The 15,371-nt window shown below is 63.7% G+C and carries 17 protein-coding genes; 12 read left to right on the forward strand and 5 right to left on the reverse strand.

Going from position 1 to position 15,371, the window contains the following annotated elements:
* Positions 1-18: 18 nt before the first annotated feature.
* From P0Y43_RS02045 to xth, 8 genes are all read left to right on the forward strand, one after another.
* Positions 19-1,377, forward strand: coding sequence for a DUF1329 domain-containing protein (locus P0Y43_RS02045; RefSeq protein WP_275635630.1), 1,359 nt, complete (start codon positions 19-21; stop codon positions 1,375-1,377).
* A complete protein-coding gene (locus tag P0Y43_RS02050; RefSeq protein ID WP_275635631.1) occupies positions 1,377-2,441 on the forward strand; it encodes a WD40/YVTN/BNR-like repeat-containing protein in 1,065 nt (354 codons plus the stop codon). The genes P0Y43_RS02045 and P0Y43_RS02050 overlap by 1 nt, the downstream gene beginning before the upstream one ends.
* Positions 2,438-4,960 (forward strand): efflux RND transporter permease subunit, encoded by a 2,523-nt coding sequence (locus P0Y43_RS02055; protein WP_275635632.1) that lies wholly within the window; start codon positions 2,438-2,440, stop codon positions 4,958-4,960. The genes P0Y43_RS02050 and P0Y43_RS02055 overlap by 4 nt, the downstream gene beginning before the upstream one ends.
* Entirely contained in the window at positions 4,957-6,198 is a 1,242-nt protein-coding gene (locus tag P0Y43_RS02060) for an MFS transporter (RefSeq protein ID WP_275635633.1), read from the forward strand. Before P0Y43_RS02055 ends, P0Y43_RS02060 begins: the two co-directional genes overlap by 4 nt.
* Before the next feature lie 80 nt (positions 6,199-6,278).
* A complete protein-coding gene (locus P0Y43_RS02065) occupies positions 6,279-7,268 on the forward strand; it encodes a fumarylacetoacetate hydrolase family protein (RefSeq protein WP_275635634.1) in 990 nt (329 codons plus the stop codon).
* The gene (locus P0Y43_RS02070) at positions 7,261-8,046 is read left to right on the forward strand and encodes a cyclase family protein (protein ID WP_275635635.1); all 786 of its coding nucleotides are present in this window, start codon (positions 7,261-7,263) and stop codon (positions 8,044-8,046) included. The genes P0Y43_RS02065 and P0Y43_RS02070 overlap by 8 nt, the downstream gene beginning before the upstream one ends.
* A 126-nt stretch (positions 8,047-8,172) precedes the next feature.
* The gene (locus tag P0Y43_RS02075; protein ID WP_275635636.1) at positions 8,173-8,415 is read left to right on the forward strand and encodes a hypothetical protein; all 243 of its coding nucleotides are present in this window, start codon (positions 8,173-8,175) and stop codon (positions 8,413-8,415) included.
* Complete coding sequence (gene xth, locus P0Y43_RS02080; RefSeq protein ID WP_275635637.1) at positions 8,412-9,209, forward strand: exodeoxyribonuclease III; 798 nt, start codon at positions 8,412-8,414, stop codon at positions 9,207-9,209. The genes P0Y43_RS02075 and xth overlap by 4 nt, the downstream gene beginning before the upstream one ends.
* A 15-nt stretch (positions 9,210-9,224) precedes the next feature.
* Here the strand turns inward: xth and P0Y43_RS02085 are convergent, their stop codons facing one another.
* On the reverse strand, positions 9,225-9,605 hold the full coding sequence (locus P0Y43_RS02085; RefSeq protein ID WP_275635638.1) for a termination factor Rho: 381 nt from the start codon (positions 9,603-9,605) through the stop codon (positions 9,225-9,227).
* 170 nt (positions 9,606-9,775) lie between these two features.
* On the opposite strand from P0Y43_RS02085, the gene P0Y43_RS02090 reads away from it, so the two are divergent.
* Positions 9,776-9,940, forward strand: coding sequence for a DUF6021 family protein (locus tag P0Y43_RS02090; protein WP_275635639.1), 165 nt, complete (start codon positions 9,776-9,778; stop codon positions 9,938-9,940).
* Positions 9,941-9,975: 35 nt separating this feature from the next.
* Here P0Y43_RS02090 and P0Y43_RS02095 read toward each other — a convergent pair whose 3' ends face one another.
* The 3 genes from P0Y43_RS02095 to P0Y43_RS02105 all read right to left on the reverse strand — a co-directional run bounded on the left by P0Y43_RS02095 (position 9,976) and on the right by P0Y43_RS02105 (position 11,852).
* Positions 9,976-10,227, reverse strand: coding sequence for a hypothetical protein (locus P0Y43_RS02095; RefSeq protein ID WP_275635640.1), 252 nt, complete (start codon positions 10,225-10,227; stop codon positions 9,976-9,978).
* Between the two features lie 23 nt (positions 10,228-10,250).
* Complete coding sequence (locus tag P0Y43_RS02100; protein ID WP_275635641.1) at positions 10,251-10,748, reverse strand: DUF4142 domain-containing protein; 498 nt, start codon at positions 10,746-10,748, stop codon at positions 10,251-10,253.
* Positions 10,749-10,922: 174 nt separating this feature from the next.
* A complete protein-coding gene (locus P0Y43_RS02105) occupies positions 10,923-11,852 on the reverse strand; it encodes a LysR family transcriptional regulator (RefSeq protein ID WP_275635642.1) in 930 nt (309 codons plus the stop codon).
* A 184-nt stretch (positions 11,853-12,036) separates the two neighbouring features.
* Between P0Y43_RS02105 and P0Y43_RS02110 the strand changes: the two genes are divergently transcribed.
* The 3 genes from P0Y43_RS02110 (at position 12,037) to P0Y43_RS02120 (ending at position 14,686) form a co-directional block, all read left to right on the forward strand.
* Positions 12,037-13,020: a DUF1852 domain-containing protein gene (locus tag P0Y43_RS02110; RefSeq protein WP_275635643.1), complete on the forward strand. Its 984-nt coding sequence runs from the start codon at positions 12,037-12,039 to the stop codon at positions 13,018-13,020.
* Between the two features lie 27 nt (positions 13,021-13,047).
* Positions 13,048-14,076, forward strand: a complete 1,029-nt coding sequence (locus tag P0Y43_RS02115) for a methionine synthase (protein WP_275635644.1) — start codon at positions 13,048-13,050, stop codon at positions 14,074-14,076.
* A gap of 100 nt (positions 14,077-14,176) precedes the next feature.
* Positions 14,177-14,686, forward strand: coding sequence for a flavin reductase family protein (locus P0Y43_RS02120; RefSeq protein ID WP_275635645.1), 510 nt, complete (start codon positions 14,177-14,179; stop codon positions 14,684-14,686).
* 90 nt (positions 14,687-14,776) lie between these two features.
* On the opposite strand, the gene P0Y43_RS02125 is transcribed toward P0Y43_RS02120, so the two are convergent.
* Entirely contained in the window at positions 14,777-15,280 is a 504-nt protein-coding gene (locus tag P0Y43_RS02125) for a CinA family protein (RefSeq protein WP_275635809.1), read from the reverse strand.
* Between the last annotated feature and the right edge of the window lie 91 nt (positions 15,281-15,371).

Here is a 15,371-nt window from a genome sequence, read left to right on the forward strand (position 1 = left end):
CAGTACGAGGATTCCGTCATGACTTCCAAGCCGCTGAGTCAACTGTGCCTGACCGCTGTGCTGGTCGGTATGTCACTGCCCGGGTGGGCGGTGACTGCCGACAAGGCGGCGCAGCTCAACAGCACGCTTACGCCCCTCGGTGGCGAGCGCGCAGGCAATGCCGACGGCAGCATTCCGGCCTGGACCGGTGGGCTCACCCAGGTGCCGGCCGGTGTCAGCCCCGGCCCGCGACTGCCCGACTATTTCGCCAGTGACAAACCGCTGTATTCGGTCACCGCGCAGAACGTGGCGCAATATGCCGGCAAGCTCAGCGACGGGCAGAAGGCGATGTTCGCCAAGTACCCGGACTACCGCATGGATGTCTACCCCAGCCGGCGTACTGCCGCAGCACCGCAGTGGGTGTACGACAACACCCTGAAGAACGCCACCAATGCCCGCTTGACCAACGAAAACAACACCCTCGAAGGTGCCAGCGGCGGCATTCCCTTCCCGATTCCGGCCTCCGGTGCCGAGGTGGTGTGGAACCACCAACTGAGCTGGCGCGGCGAGGCGTGGAAGAACAACTTCAACGTCTACATCATCACCGCCAACGGCCAGCGCATCCTCTCCAGCGAGATCCAGTCGCAGCGCGAGATGCCGTACTACTTCAAGGACGCCCACAGCGACTACAAGGGTGTGTACTGGATGACCAAGCTGGTCAACCTGGGGCCGCCGTTGCGCGTCGGTGAGGCGCTGCTGGGGCGTGAGCCGCTGGACTACGCCAAAGGCGGCGCGCAGTCCTGGGTGTACCTCACCGGTCAGCGGCGGGTGCGCAAGCTGCCGGTGTCGTCCTACGACACGCCGACGCCGACCAGCTCGGGCGTGGCCAACTTCGACGAAGTCTCGGTGTTCACCGGCCCCTTGGACCGCTACGACTGGAAAGTGGTGGGCAAGCAGGAGATGCTGATCCCCTACAACAGCAACAAGATCCTGCAGCCAGCCAAGGACGACGCGATCCTCAAAGAGCGTTACCTCAACCCCGACCACATGCGCTGGGAACTGCACCGGGTGTGGGTGGTGGAAGGCAATTTGGTGGCCGGCAAGCGCCACAGCATGCCCAAGCGTCGTCTGTACGTCGATGAAGACACCTGGATGGCCATGCTCGGTGACAGTTGGGACGCCAATGGCCAATTGTGGCGCACCTACCTGCAACTGCCCTACCTGATGCCCGAACTGCCGGGGTTGGTGCGCGGCATGTTCGCCCAGTACGACCTGCTGACTGGCGCCTGGATGGCCAACAACGTGGTCACCGAGAAGCGTGTGCACAACGAAATCGTCAAGCCGTTCGCGGACAGCGACTTCAGCCCGGACGCACTGGCCTCCGAAGGTATCCGCTGATGATCCGTGCCATGAACCGCCTGGCGCTGGGCCTGCTGCTGCTCGGCAACACCGTGCAGGCGGCCGAGGCGCCAGTGGGCGACGTGCTGTCGCGCCCGGCGATCGAGGTGGCCGAGCCAGCCGGCGCGGTGCTGATCGGCCTGGCTCGCGCCGGGCAGCGCCTGGTCGCGGTGGGCGCGCATGGCCTGATCGTGGTGTCGGACGATGCTGGCCGTTCCTGGCGCCAGGTGCCGGTGCCGGTCAGCGTCACGCTCACGGCCGTGGACTTCCCCACCCCCACCGAGGGCTGGGCGGTGGGCCATGCCGGCAGCGTGCTGCATACCCGTGACGCGGGTGAAAGCTGGCAACTGCAGCTCGATGGCAAGGCCGCCGCGCAGCGCATGCTCGACGCCTTGCCCAAGGACGCTGCTCAGGACCCGGCGCTGCAAGCGCAGCAACGGCTGGCCGAGCGTTTCGTCAAGGAAGGCCCGGACAAGCCGCTGCTGGCGGTGCATTTCAGCGATGCACGCCACGGCATCGTCGCCGGTGCGTTCGGCTTGCTGTTGAGCACCGCCGATGGTGGCCAGACCTGGCAATCATGGGTCGAGCGCTCCGACAACCCGGACGGCTACCACCTGTATGCCATCGCCCAATCGGGCACACGGATCTACGTGGCGGGTGAGCAGGGCGTGCTGCTGGCATCGGTGGACGGCGGTGGGCACTTCCAGCGCCTGGAAACGCCCTACCAGGGCAGTTTCTTCGCCCTGCAAATGGGCGCCGACGGCGAGCCGCTGCTGGCCGGCCTGCGCGGCAATGCGTGGCGCGCATCGGGCCAGGACCAGCCGTGGCAACACCTGCAGACCGATGCGCAAAGCGCGCTGGTGGCCATCGCCGAGCTGGCCGATGGGCATCTGGTGCTGGCTGAACAGAATGGCCGGCTGCTGCGCCTCGACGCCGACTCGGGGCGCCTGCTGGCCCTGGCGCAGGGCGCCGGTGTGCCGGTGGCGGCACTGGCCCAGGCCGACGACGGCGCCCTGGTGGTGGCCGGGCCGCGCGGAGTGAAACGTTTGGGAGCGATGCAATGACGCTTGACACCCCTATGGCTGCAAGGCCGACCAGCCCGGCGCAGAGCTTGCGCGATTTCGACCCGAACTCCGGTTCGCTGATCGAGCGGCTGCTGTTCAACCACCGCGGCTGGGTGATGCTCTCGTGCCTGCTGTTGAGTCTGTTCCTGGGCGCTGCGTCCACGCGCCTGACGCTCAATGCCAGCTTCGAGAAGATGATCCCCACCAGCCATCCCTACATCGCCAACTACCTGGAGAACCAGGCTGAGTTGACCGGCATCGGCAACGCCCTGCGCATCGCCGTGCAAGCGCCGGGGGCGTCGATCTACGATGCCCGTTACCTGGAGCTGTTGGCCAAGCTCAACGACAAGGTGTTCCTGCTGCCCGGCGTCGATCGGCCGTTCATGAAGTCGCTGTGGACGCCGAACATGCGCTGGATGGCCGTCACCGAGGAGGGCGTCGAAGGCGGTCGGGTGATCCCCGACGACTACGACGGCTCGCCGGCCAGCCTGGAGCAGGTGCGCCGCAACGCCGCGCGCTCTGGGGAGATCGGCCAGACCATCGCCCTCGACGGGCGTTCGAGCATCATTTTCGTGCCGCTGCTGGAAAAGGATCCGCAAACCGGCAAGCCACTGGACTACACCGCCATCTCGGCCGCGCTGGAAAGCCTGCGTGCCGAGTTCCAGGCCGAAGGGCTGACCTTGCACATCACCGGTTTCGCCAAGGTGGTTGGCGACCTGATCGAGGGGCTGCGCGAAATCCTGTCGTTCTTTGCCGTGGCCATGCTCATCGCCACGGTGATGCTCTACTGGTTCACCCGCTGCATCCGCAGCACCCTGCTGGTGATGGCCTGTTCGCTGATCGCGGTGGTCTGGCAACTGGGCCTGGTGGCCTTGCTCGGCTTCGAGCTGGACCCGTATTCGATTCTGGTGCCGTTTTTGGTGCTGGCGATCGGCATGAGCCATGGCGCGCAGAAGATGAACGGCATCATGCAGGACATCGGGCGCGGCATGCACCGGCTGGTGGCGGCACGCTTCACCTTCCGCCGGCTGTTCGTCGCCGGCCTGACCGCTTTGCTGTGCGACGCGGTGGGCTTCGCCGTGCTGATGATGATCCAGATCCGGGTGATCCAGGACCTGGCGTTGATCGCCAGCCTCGGCGTGGCGGTGCTGATCTTCACCAACCTGATCCTGCTGCCGATCTTGCTCAGCTATGTCGGTGTCGGCGCCAAGGCGGCGCAGCGCAGCCTGCGCAGCGAAGAGGACGCCGCGCAGGGGCGCAAGCATCGCCTGTGGGCCTGGCTCGACCTGTTCACCCAGCGCCGCTGGGCGGTGGTCACCCTGGTGGTCAGCCTGCTGCTGGGCGTGGGTGGCTTCCTGGTCAGCCTGCACTTGCAGGTCGGCGACCTGGATGCCGGGGCCCCTGAACTGCGTGCCGACTCGCGCTACAACCAGGACAACGCGTTCATCGCCCGAAACTACGGCGCCAGCAGCGACGTGTTCGCCGTGATCGTGCGCACGCCCGACGGTGGCTGTTCGGCCTACGACGCCCTGATGCGGCTAGATGCCCTGGAATGGCGCTTGCGCCAGCTGCCGGGCGTCGAGTCGACCGCTTCGCTGGCCAGCCTGAACCGCACCCTGCTGGTGGGCATGAGCGAGGGCAACCTCAAGTGGTACGACCTGACCCAGAGCCAGACGCTGCTCAACTCGATCACCAGCCGTGCGCCGCGCGAGCTGTTCAACCAGGGCTGCAACACCCTGACCTTGTATACCTACCTGAGTGACCACAAGGCCGCGACGCTCAACCGGCTGGTCAGCGAGGTGGAGTCGTTCGCCTCGGCCAACGACTCGATGCAGGTGCGTTTCCTGCTGGCTGCCGGCAACGCGGGCATCGAGGCTGCCACCAATATCGTGGTCAAGCAGGCCAACCGCGACATGCTGTTCTGGGTGTATGGCGCGGTGATCCTGCTGTGCCTGGTGACCTTCCGCTCGATGCTGGCGGTGGTCTGCGTGGTACTGCCGCTGGTGCTCACCTCGATCCTCTGCGAGGCGCTGATGGTCTGGCTCGGCATCGGCGTGAAGGTGGCCACCTTGCCGGTGATCGCGCTGGGCGTGGGCATTGGCGTGGACTATGCGCTGTACGTCATGAGCATCCTGCTGGTGCGCCTTAAGGCGGGCGAGAGCTTGTCCCAGGCCTACTACCATGCGTTGCTGTTCACCGGCAAAGTGGTGATGCTGACGGGCGTGACCCTGGCCGTGGGCGTCGCCACCTGGGCGTTCTCGCCGATCAAGTTCCAGGCCGACATGGGCATTCTGCTGGCCTTCATGTTCCTCTGGAACATGGTGGGCGCCCTGGTCCTGCTGCCGGCCCTGGCGCACTTCCTGCTGCCTCATGCGCGCACCTGGCGTTGGGCGTGGAGTGCGGTGCAGGACGACGAAGAACACCCTGACCCGCAGACCACGCGCGCGCAAGACCGGCAGCAGGCCGGGGACGGCAGCGCGCGTATCTCGAGCATGACCGAAGTGGGGGAGCCACGATGAACCAACCCTTGTTGCAGACCACACGCAGCGCCAGCCAGCGTGCGCGCGCCGGGTTGCTGCTGTTGCTGGGCAGTTGCCTGCCGATTCTGGGCGGCGTGCTGATCGCCCCGGTATTGCCTCGGATCGCCGCGCATTTTGCCGGCAGTGCCAACGTGGCGGTGCTGGTGCCCATCGTACTGACGCTGCCTGCGCTGATGATCGCGTTGTTCTCGCCGTTCGCCGGCTGGTTCGCCGACCGCCTCGGGCGCAAGCGCCTGCTGGTCTTGGCGATGGCGCTCTACGGAGTCTGTGGTGCGCTGCCACTGCTGCTCGACGACCTGGTGCTGATCCTGGCGAGCCGCGCGGGCCTGGGCCTGGCCGAGGCTGCGATCATGACCTGCTGCACCACCCTGATCGGTGACTACTACAGCGGTCGTGAGCGCGCACGGTTGTTGTCCTGGCAGACCATCGCCACCTCCCTGTCGGCGGCGACCTTCTTCATGGTCGGCGGTATCCTTGGGGAAAGCGGTTGGCGCACCCCGTTCGCGGTGTACCTGGTGGCGCTGCTGTTCGTGCCGCTGATGCAGTGGGTGCTGTGGGAGCCGCTGCGCAAGCAGGCCCAGCCGACCCAGGCCGTGGTCGAGGAGAAGAGAACCTTCCCGTGGCGCACCCTGCTGGTGATCTACCTGCTCACCACCCTGGCCACGCTCGGGTTCTTCGTGATCCCGGTGCAGACGGGCTACCTGCTCGCTGACATCGGCATCGACTCGCCCAAGAGCACCGGGCTCGCCATTGGCCTGAGCCACGCCGCGGTGTTCGTCGGGGCCTTGAGCTTCCGTTGGCTCAACCGCTTCGGCCCGGGCTTTCTGCTCGCCGGCGCCTTCCTGGTGTCCGGCATCGGCCTGGTGTTGCTGGCCTGCGCCCATGACTACCGCACCGTGCTGGCCGCGGTGCTGGTCAACGGCCTCGGCTGCGGGCTGATGCTGCCAACGGTGGTGAACTGGGCGCTGTCGAGCCTGAGCTTCCAGCACCGTGGCCGAGGCACCGGGGGCTTCAACGCGAGCTTCTTCGGTGGCCAGTTCGCCAGCCCCTTGCTGGTCATGGGGGCGATCGGCCTGATGGGCAGCCGTGCGGGCGCGGTCGAGCTGATCGGCTTCGCCCTGCTGGCCACCGCCGCCTTCAGCCTGGTCGCGCCGGCCTTGGCGGGGCTGCGGCTGCGCGACCCGATCCAGGCCAGCGACGACACACCCCTGCATTGACCCTTGTGATGCCCAACCCCGTGCCGCCAGGCCCGGGGACGGGCACCGTTTGCCGCGATTCCTGTTAGGAGGACTTGACCATGAAGCTCGCTACCCTCGACGACGGTAGCCGGGACGGCCGGCTGGCGCTGGTGTCCCGGGATTTACGCCAGGCGGTGTACGCGCCTGCGCATGCTCGCACCTTGCTCCAGGCCCTTGAACAATGGGGCCAGATCGCCCCTGGCCTGCAGCGCCTGAGCGAGGCGTTGAACCAGGGCGAGGCGCCGGACAGCTTCCCGTTCGACCCACGCCAGGCACTGGCACCGCTGCCCCGCGCGCCGCAGTGGTGCGATGGCTCGGCCTTTCTCAACCACGGGCGGCTGATTCAGCGTGCCTTCCAACTGCCTGCGCAGGCCGAGGAGCACATTCCGCTGATGTACCAAGGCGCCTCGGATGACTTCCTCGGCCCCTGCGCCGACGTGGTGCTGCCCAGCGAGGACGATGGCATCGATTTCGAAGGCGAGTTCGCCGTGATCGTCGACGAGGTACCCATGGGCTGCCCGATCAGCTCGGCCTTGGATTACGTGCGCCTGGTCGTGCTGGTGAACGATGTGAGCTTGCGCGGTTTCATCCAGCGCGAGATCGGCAGTGGCTTCGGCTTTCTCCAGGCCAAACCCTCCTCGAGTTTCTCGCCCGTGGCATTGACCCCGGATGAGCTGGGCAGGGCCTGGCGTGGCGGGCGGGTGTGCTTGTCGTTGCTGGTGAGCTTGAACGGACAGTGGTTCGGCCAGCCGAACGGTGCCGAGATGAGTTTCAGCTTCGCCGAACTGATTGCCCATGCCGCGCGCACGCGGCGCCTGAGCGCCGGCACCATCATCGGTTCCGGCACGGTCTCCAATCGCGACCCGGAGACGGGGTCGGCCTGTATTTCCGAGCGGCGCGCCCTGGAGATGATCGAGTACGGCCATCCGCGCACGGGCTTCATGCGCTTTGGCGATCGGGTGCGCATGGAGGCACTGAACGAGGAGGGCGACACCGTGTTTGGCGCCATCGACCAACGTATCGTCGCCCAGGAGACCCATCATGCATAAGCCCGGACGCCGGCTGATCGACTTGTCCGTCACGCTCGACAACAACCCGCATACCGACCCGCCACCGCTGCTGCCGAAAATCGACTACGTCGATCACCAGAGCGGCGCGCCAGAGCTGTTGGCCATGTTCCCTGGCTTGCGCCTGGAAGACCTGCCTGGCAATGAAGCCTGGGCTGCCGAGCGGCTGCAGATTACCACCCACAGCGGCACGCACATGGACGCGCCCTGGCACTATGCGTCGACCACCGACGGTGGCAAGCCGGCCTTCGGCATCGACGAGTTGCCTTTGGAATGGTGCCTGCAACCGGGGGTCAAGCTGGACTTCCGACACTTGCCGGACGGCCATGTGGTCAGCGCGCAGGAAGTCGAGGCGGAGCTGCAGCGCATCGGTCATTGCCTGCAGCCACTGGACATCGTGCTGGTCAATACCCGCGCTGGCGCGCTCTTTGGCCAGCCAGGCTACCTGGACGCGGGCGTTGGCATGGGCCGCGAGGCCACGCTGTACCTGCTCGAGCGTGGTGTGCGCGTGGTGGGCACCGACGCCTGGAGCTGGGACGCACCGTTCAGCTTCACCCGCGCGCGCTTCCTGGCCACCGGGGATGCCTCGATCATCTGGGAAGGGCACAAGGCCGGGCGTGACGTTGGCTATGGCCAGATGGAAAAGCTGGCCAACCTGGAAAGCCTGCCGGCGCATGGCTTCGAGGTGTCCTGCTTCCCCTACAAGATCAAGCATGCCTCGGCCGGTTTCGTGCGGGCGGTGGCGATTTTGCAGGAGTAGCGCATTGGCTGCGGTAGCCCTCCCGTGCGGGGAGGGCAGCGCCGCTTGCCGGTTGCAGGCACGCTGCAATGGAACGTCGCCGCGCAGCAATGCTCTCACGGCAAAGGGCTTTGTGAGGAGCCGCCGATGAGCATTGAACGCAGCATTCCTGAGCTTGAGGCCTGGTATGCCCAGTACGACGACGTCAGTTATCGACTCGCGTCGCCGGACGCCTACCACCACGAACTGATTCGCACCGCCGAGGCACTGCGTGACGATGGCGCGATCGACTGGGACGACTGGCTGGCGCTCAAGGCGCTCGCCGACCAGGCCCACGTGCGCGCGCTGGAGGAAGCCGTGCAGGCCCATGTGAGCGACCCCGGCGCATGAAAGCGCTGAAGATCGCCACGTTCAACATCAACGGCATCCGCAGCCGTTTGCCAGCGCTATTGGCCTGGCTGGAACGCGAACGCCCCACCATCGCCTGCCTTCAGGAACTCAAGGCGAGCGATCGGCAGTTTCCACGTCAAGCCTTGGAGGATGCGGGTTACGGCTGCTGCTACGTGGGGCAGCCCTCCTGGAATGGTGTGGCTATCCTGGCGCGCGGCGCTGAACCCCTCGAGGTGCGCCGCGCCTTGCCTGGCATGGAGGAGGACGGCCAGAGCCGTTATCTGGAAGCCGCCGCACACGGTGTGCTGGTGGCCTGCCTGTATCTGCCGAACGGCAATCCGCAGCCTGGGCCGAAGTTCGACTACAAGCTGCGTTGGTTCGAATGCTTGATCGAACATGCCCGAGGCCTCTATGGCAGCGGCCACCCGACCGTGCTGGCGGGCGACTACAACGTGGTGCCCACCGACAGGGACATCTACGACCCACGCTCCTGGTTGAAGGACGCGCTGCTTCAACCCGAGTCCCGGGCGTGTTACCAGCGCCTGTTGGAGCAGGGCTGGGTCGATGCCATTCGCCAGTTGCACCCGCAGGCGCGGGTATACACGTTCTGGGATTATTTTCGCAATCACTGGGCACGCAATGCCGGGTTGCGCATCGATCACCTGTTGCTCAACCCGGCGCTCGCGCCCCAGCTCAAGTCCGCTGGCGTCGATGCCTGGGTACGCAACGAAGCCAAGGCCAGCGACCATGCGCCGGTGTGGATCGAGGTCGGCGCGCGGCGGGGGCGGCCATAAGGCGCAGGCCATGCCTCAAGCGTGTTTGCGCAACGCCTCGAGCAGTTGCGCCTTGGTCATCGTCGAGCGCCCTTTGATGTTCTGGCTGCGCGCCTCTTTCAGGAGGCTTTCCTTGGTCTGCGTTTGCAGCGATGCGCCTGAGCCGCGTGCGTGCCCCTGGCGTGTTTGCGCAGCCCGTTTGGCCGAATCCGAGCGTGCCGTGCGCTTGCTGCTCGGCGAGGTCGTGCTGCCCGAGCCGCCGCGCTTCTCGCCGCCGCCGGACTGCTTGTTGACCGTCGCCCAGGCGCGTGCCTCAGCCTCGTCTTTCGAGACGCCTTTGTGCTCGTAGCTTTCTTCGATGTGCTCGGCCTTGCGTTTCTGTTTGTCCGTGTACTTGCCTTTGTCCCCGCGTGGCATGACGTTTACTCCGCGTACGATGGATACAGGGTGGAGGTTGGCAAACCCGCATAGTGCCTGGGACTGGACGAATGGTAGTGGCGTTGAGTGGATCGGCTTGGGCTGGCGCGATTCGATAAAACTTCCAGGCGCCGGTGTTTTCTTCATTGAAACGTCAGAGGAGAACTACCATGTCCCAGCGACCCGCAGCGCACGACCCGAAAGAGGGACCGCACTCGTCCGAGCATGCCGAGCCCGATACCGACCTTGGGTTCGACCCCGACTCGCCTGACCTCGAGGACCCGCAAGTAGACCCCCAGGGACCGGCCAAGCCCCCGCGTGACGATGACCTGTAGCCGTGAGCCCGGGGCCGCGCGGCGGCCCCGGAGCGTCAGCCTTCCAACTGCTGGGCGGCTTGGACACCTGCCGCTGACAGCTTGATCGGGTAGCTCACGGTGACCTTGTGGTCGCTGTCGACCGCCACGCTGCCGTCCTGGATCAAACCGTGCTCTTGCAGGGTCTTGAGCATGCCGGCCACGGCCATCTCCCCGCGATAGTTGTCCAGCACTTCCTTGCCCAGCCCATGCGGATGGGCGTGTAGCAAACGGGTCAGTACTTCGGTGCGCAGTGCCTCGTTGCTCATGATTGACCTCATCAAGCGGTAGGTTATTTGCCGTGGGTGGTTTGCAAGGCCTTGGCTTGCTCGAGGTGGTGTTCCAGCGTCGGCAGTTTTTCGCTGGCGAACGCCTTCAGTTCGGGTTTGTCGGAAGACGCGGCTTCCTTCTTGAACAGCGCCACGGCCTTTTCGTGGGCATCGACCTGATTGTTGACGTACGACTTGTCGAACGATTCCTCGCGCCATTCGAGGATCATTTTCTTCACCTTGTCGGTCAGCGCCGCTTCGTCGGGCACGCTGATGTCCAGCTTGCGGGCGATATCCCCGAGTTGCTGGTTGGTCTTGGTGTGGTCGGTGACCATCTGCTGGGCGAATGTCTTGATCTCGGCATTCTGGCTTTTTTCCTGTGCGAGATTGCCGGTGACCACCTCGGCGATACCGGCTTCGGCGGCGGCTTCGACGAAATCGTCAGAGGCGGCCTGCGCTTGCAGTGAAGCCAGGCTTGCCAACAGGGCGATGCCTGCGAGTTTCAAGCATGGTGTGTTCATGTCTCACTCCTTCGTTCCGGTTGGCGCGACGTCGATGTCGCATTCGGTTGAGCCGAAGGAGGCGGCGAAGGTTTCGTTTTTCTTCCAGTCGCCGCTGGCCGCAGCATCGCCATGATCAGTCGCGTGTTGAATGTGAAGTGCCGCGAGTGCGGTACTGAAGAGCGATCGGTGGGCTCATTTCGCCAGGCCTGGCAGCACATTGACCCCTTCCAGCGTCGCAAAGGAAATGTCCTTGGCGGTCAGCAGGAAATCACTGACATAGGGCACTTGCAGCATGTCGCTGCGAATCGCCGCGTAAAGCCGGGCATGCAAACCCTGTTCACCGAGGCGCTTGGCCGTCACGTAGCCCCGCGAGCTGTATTCGTGCACCGCCCAGTTCGGCAGGCAGCACACGCCACGGCCCGAGGCGACCAACTGCATCATCATCACCGTCAGCTCAGAGGTTCGCACGTGCGCGGGCTCGATGTCCGCGGGGTCGAGAAAGCGGGTGAAGATGTCCAGGCGATTACGCTCGATGGGGTAGGTGATCAGCGTCTGGTTGGCCAGGCTGGCCGGCTCGATGTAGGGCTTGTCCCGCAGGGCATGGTGGTTGTCGATGGCCAGCAAGGCCTCGTAGCCGAACAACGGCACGTAGCTGATGCCGGGGAGGGTGACCGGGTCGGAGGTCACGACCAGGTCGAGGTCGCCGCGCTCCAGCGCTGGCAGTGGGGCGAAGGAGAAGCCTGAGGCCAGGTCCAGTTCCACCTCTGGCCAGGCACTGCGAAATTCGTCTACCGAAGGCATCAGCCACTGGTAGCAGCTATGGCATTCGATGGAGATATGCAGACGCCCCGCGCTGCCACTGGCGAGTTTGCCCAGATCGCGCTCCGTGGCGCGCACCAGCGGCAATACCTGCTCGGCCAGTTGCAGCAGCTTGAGGCCGGCGCTGGTGAAACGCACCGGTTTGGACTTGCGCACGAACAGCGGCATGCCGATACGGTCCTCCAGTTCGCGGAACTGATGTGACAGCGCGGACTGGGTCAGGTGCAGGCGTTCAGCGGCTTCGTGCAGGCTGTCGGTTTCCCGCAGGGCGTGAATGGTGCGCAGGTGCCTTAGATCGATCATGAGTAAAATTACAGTTCAATGCAAAAAAAATGAGTTTGTCTCATGACTGATCGTTCGTGACAATCCCCCCATCGAATTTTGCCCCTCACGCCATACCGCCGGTTACCTCACGCAAAGGGTATGCACCCCGCGAGCGCAAACGTCGGGGGGCACAGGGAATACTAGGGATTAAGGTCATATCAAAATGAGCAACGATTTTTCATTCGTCATCAAGCGTGTGGGGTTCGACGAGCACTACCACCCGGCAGACAACACGCGCATCACCACCAACTTCGCCAACCTGGCGAGGGGCAGCAGTCGCCAAGAGAACCTGCGCAATACCTTGAAGATGATTGACAACCGTTTCAACGCCCTGGCGCATTGGGACAACCCCACCGCGGATCGCTACACGGTCGAGCTCGACATCATTTCCGTCGAGATGCATATCGAGGTTGAACGCCAGGGGAACGCCCTGCCGTTGATCGAGATATTGAAAACGACGGTCGTTGATCGCAGAACCGGTGAGCGCACCGAGGGCATGGTCGGGAATAACTTCTCCTCGTACGTGCGCGATTATGACTTTAGCGTGCTGTTGCTCGGGCACAACAAAGGTCAAGCCGAATTCACGACCCCAGAGGGTTTCGGTGACCTGCATGGGAAACTCTTCAAGTGCTTCGTGAATTCCAGTGCCTACAAAGCGCATTTTGCCAAGCCACCGGTCATCTGCCTGAGTGTTTCGAGCAGCAAGACCTATCAGCGCACCGAAAACCAACACCCTGTGCTGGGGATCGAGTACCAGCAGGACGAGTATTCGTTGACCGATGAATACTTCCGCAAGATGGGGTTGAAGGTGCGTTACTTCATGCCGCCCAACAGTGTTGCGCCGTTGGCGTTCTACTTTGCTGGCGATCTGCTGGGTGACTACACCAACCTTGAGCTGATCAGCACCATCAGCACGATGGACACCTTCCAGAAAATCTACCGGCCGGAGATTTACAACGCGAATTCTGCCGCCGGTAAGTCCTACCAGCCGAGCCTGCAGCATCAGGACTATTCATTGACGCGCATCGTCTACGATCGCGAGGAGCGTAGCCGCCTGGCGATCGAGCAGGGGAAGTTCGCCGAGGAGCACTTCATCAAACCCTACCAGGCTGTGCTCGAGCAGTGGTCCGCTAACTACACCGTTTGACGAATCGACAGTACAAGGTTACCCGCTATGAAAAAGTTGTTACCCACTTCCACTGCTGGCAGCTTGCCTAAACCCGTTTGGCTTGCGCAACCCGAGACGCTTTGGTCGCCCTGGAAGTTGCAGGACGAGGCACTGATCGAGGGTAAGCAGGATGCATTGCGTTTGTCGCTGCACGAGCAGCAGCAAGCCGGCATCGATATCGTCAGTGATGGTGAGCAAACGCGCCAGCATTTCGTCACGACGTTCATCGAGCACCTCAGCGGCGTGGATTTCGAGAAGCGCGAGACCGTTAGAATTCGTGATCGTTATGACGCGAGCGTGCCGACCGTCGTCGGGGCGGTGGCTCGGCAAAAGCCAGTCTTCGTCGAAGACGCCAAGTTCTTGCGCCAGCAAACCACGCAACCCATCAAATGGGCGTTGCCTGGTCCGATGACCATGATCGATACCCTGTACGACGCTCACTACAAAAGCCGCGAGAAACTGGCCTGGGAGTTCGCCAAGATCCTCAACGAGGAAGCCCGGGAACTGGAGGCCGCTGGTGTCGACATCATCCAATTCGATGAGCCCGCCTTCAATGTGTTCTTCGACGAGGTGAACGAGTGGGGCGTCGCCACCCTGGAACGGGCGATCGAAGGGCTTAAGTGCGAGACCGCCGTGCATATTTGTTACGGCTATGGCATCAAGGCCAATACCGATTGGAAAAAGACGCTCGGCTCCGAGTGGCGGCAATACGAAGAGGCGTTCCCCAAGCTGCAAAAATCCAGTATCGACATCGTCTCGCTGGAATGTCACAACTCGCATGTGCCCATGGACTTGATCGAGCTCATTCGCGGTAAGAAAGTGATGGTCGGCGCCATTGACGTGGCGAACCACACGATCGAAACCCCCGAGGAAGTCGCCAACACCCTGCGCAAAGCCCTTCAGTTCGTAGAGGCCGACAAGCTCTACCCGTGCACCAACTGTGGCATGGCGCCGCTGCCTCGCCGCGTCGCCAGAGGCAAGTTGAATGCGCTGAGTGCCGGTGCGGAAATCGTCCGGCGTGAACTCTCGATGTAACCAGGCCCTCGTCGAGAGAGGTGTGCGGGGGCCGAGGCCGTGTGTTTCGCTTCGGACTCCCCGAACACTGTTGAGCTGCAGCCCATACCTAGGACCTACTATGTCGTTTCCGAGCACTGCCATCGAACCCTTACGCTTTCGCCAAGCGCTCGGGCACTACGCCTCCGGGATCACGGTGATCACCTCCCACATGGAGGGCGAGCCGGTTGGCTTCACGTGCCAGTCGTTCTACAGCGTGTCGATGAGCCCGCCGCTGGTGTCGTTCAGCGTCATGTCCAGCTCGGCGAGTTACCCACGGATTCGCCAGGCAGGTCGCTTTGCAGTCAATATCCTGTCGGGTGAGCAAATGGAGATTTCCAACCAGTTCGCGCGTCGGGGCACGGACAAGTGGCAGGGGGTCGAGTGGCAGGTGTCGCCATTGGGTAATCCGATCATTGCCGGCAGCCTGCACTGGCTTGATTGCGAGATCCACGCCGAACACGCTGCGGGTGATCACCTGATCGTGATTGGTGAGGTGAAAGCGTTGAACCTGCACGACACTGCTGCGGCACAGCCACTGCTGTATTTCAAAGGTCAGTATTGCAACCTCGCCGCGCTCGGCGCGCAGTGAGGGTTTGCTGAAGGCATGCCGTTCGGCAGGCACCTGACGAAGCCTGTGCAATCCTGGACAGTCATTGTCTTCCGCCATGATCACTCGCCCTCAGGCGCGCTCGTTTCTAAGCCAGCGCTGGTGATAGTGAGAAAGCCGGGTCAGTCCGAACAACGCACCTTGACGCATGACTTGCTCACGTTCGCCAAAGAAGCGTTGGGTGCGCGTGAAGACGGCGCCAGGCTCGCCGGCAAACGCCCAGGCAAAGCACAGCGTGCCGGGTGGCACCCCGGATTCGGAATCAGGCCCGGCGACGCCCGTGGTGGCAATCACCACGTTGGCGCCGCTGTCTCTCAATGCCCCCAAGGCCATTTCCCACGCGACCGCCTCGCTGGTGAGGCCGTAGCGCTCGATGGTTTCGGCGCTTACCCCTAGCAGACGTTTCTTCGCACTGGGTGAGTAGACAACATAAGCACTCTCCAGCACCTCTCCGGTACCGGGCACCGCCGCCAACAACGCCACCATGCATCCAGCCGTGCACGACTCTGCGGTGGTCAGAATCAACTGGTGGTCCTTGAGATAGCCGAGCGTGGCCAACACAGATTCGCTTGCCATTGGAGAGTCGACTCGCTTGTTCATTTGCGGTGGACGCAATCCAGCGGCGGTTGGTTCAGCGCATCTTTGCCCTGTACTGACTCATCACCCC

Origin of the sequence: Pseudomonas entomophila (assembly GCF_029193575.1) — a bacterium.
Classification (GTDB): Bacteria; Pseudomonadota; Gammaproteobacteria; order Pseudomonadales; family Pseudomonadaceae; genus Aquipseudomonas; species Aquipseudomonas entomophila_G.

Bases quoted from the DNA above. Each gene is read 5' to 3' on its own strand.
- P0Y43_RS02100 (WP_275635641.1), bottom strand. From the start codon at position 10,748: ATGAACACACCATGCTTGAAACTCGCAGGCATCGCCCTGTTGGCAAGC.
- P0Y43_RS02105 (WP_275635642.1), bottom strand. From the start codon at position 11,852: ATGATCGATCTAAGGCACCTGCGCACCATTCACGCCCTGCGGGAAACC.
- P0Y43_RS02055 (WP_275635632.1), top strand. From the start codon at position 2,438: ATGACGCTTGACACCCCTATGGCTGCAAGGCCGACCAGCCCGGCGCAG.
- P0Y43_RS02125 (WP_275635809.1), bottom strand. From the start codon at position 15,280: ATGGCAAGCGAATCTGTGTTGGCCACGCTCGGCTATCTCAAGGACCAC.
- P0Y43_RS02060 (WP_275635633.1), top strand. From the start codon at position 4,957: ATGAACCAACCCTTGTTGCAGACCACACGCAGCGCCAGCCAGCGTGCG.
- P0Y43_RS02085 (WP_275635638.1), bottom strand. From the start codon at position 9,605: ATGCCACGCGGGGACAAAGGCAAGTACACGGACAAACAGAAACGCAAG.
- xth (WP_275635637.1), top strand. From the start codon at position 8,412: ATGAAAGCGCTGAAGATCGCCACGTTCAACATCAACGGCATCCGCAGC.
- P0Y43_RS02045 (WP_275635630.1), top strand. From the start codon at position 19: ATGACTTCCAAGCCGCTGAGTCAACTGTGCCTGACCGCTGTGCTGGTC.
- P0Y43_RS02110 (WP_275635643.1), top strand. From the start codon at position 12,037: ATGAGCAACGATTTTTCATTCGTCATCAAGCGTGTGGGGTTCGACGAG.
- P0Y43_RS02120 (WP_275635645.1), top strand. From the start codon at position 14,177: ATGTCGTTTCCGAGCACTGCCATCGAACCCTTACGCTTTCGCCAAGCG.
- P0Y43_RS02065 (WP_275635634.1), top strand. From the start codon at position 6,279: ATGAAGCTCGCTACCCTCGACGACGGTAGCCGGGACGGCCGGCTGGCG.
- P0Y43_RS02070 (WP_275635635.1), top strand. From the start codon at position 7,261: ATGCATAAGCCCGGACGCCGGCTGATCGACTTGTCCGTCACGCTCGAC.
- P0Y43_RS02075 (WP_275635636.1), top strand. From the start codon at position 8,173: ATGAGCATTGAACGCAGCATTCCTGAGCTTGAGGCCTGGTATGCCCAG.
- P0Y43_RS02095 (WP_275635640.1), bottom strand. From the start codon at position 10,227: ATGAGCAACGAGGCACTGCGCACCGAAGTACTGACCCGTTTGCTACAC.
- P0Y43_RS02115 (WP_275635644.1), top strand. From the start codon at position 13,048: ATGAAAAAGTTGTTACCCACTTCCACTGCTGGCAGCTTGCCTAAACCC.
- P0Y43_RS02050 (WP_275635631.1), top strand. From the start codon at position 1,377: ATGATCCGTGCCATGAACCGCCTGGCGCTGGGCCTGCTGCTGCTCGGC.
- P0Y43_RS02090 (WP_275635639.1), top strand. From the start codon at position 9,776: ATGTCCCAGCGACCCGCAGCGCACGACCCGAAAGAGGGACCGCACTCG.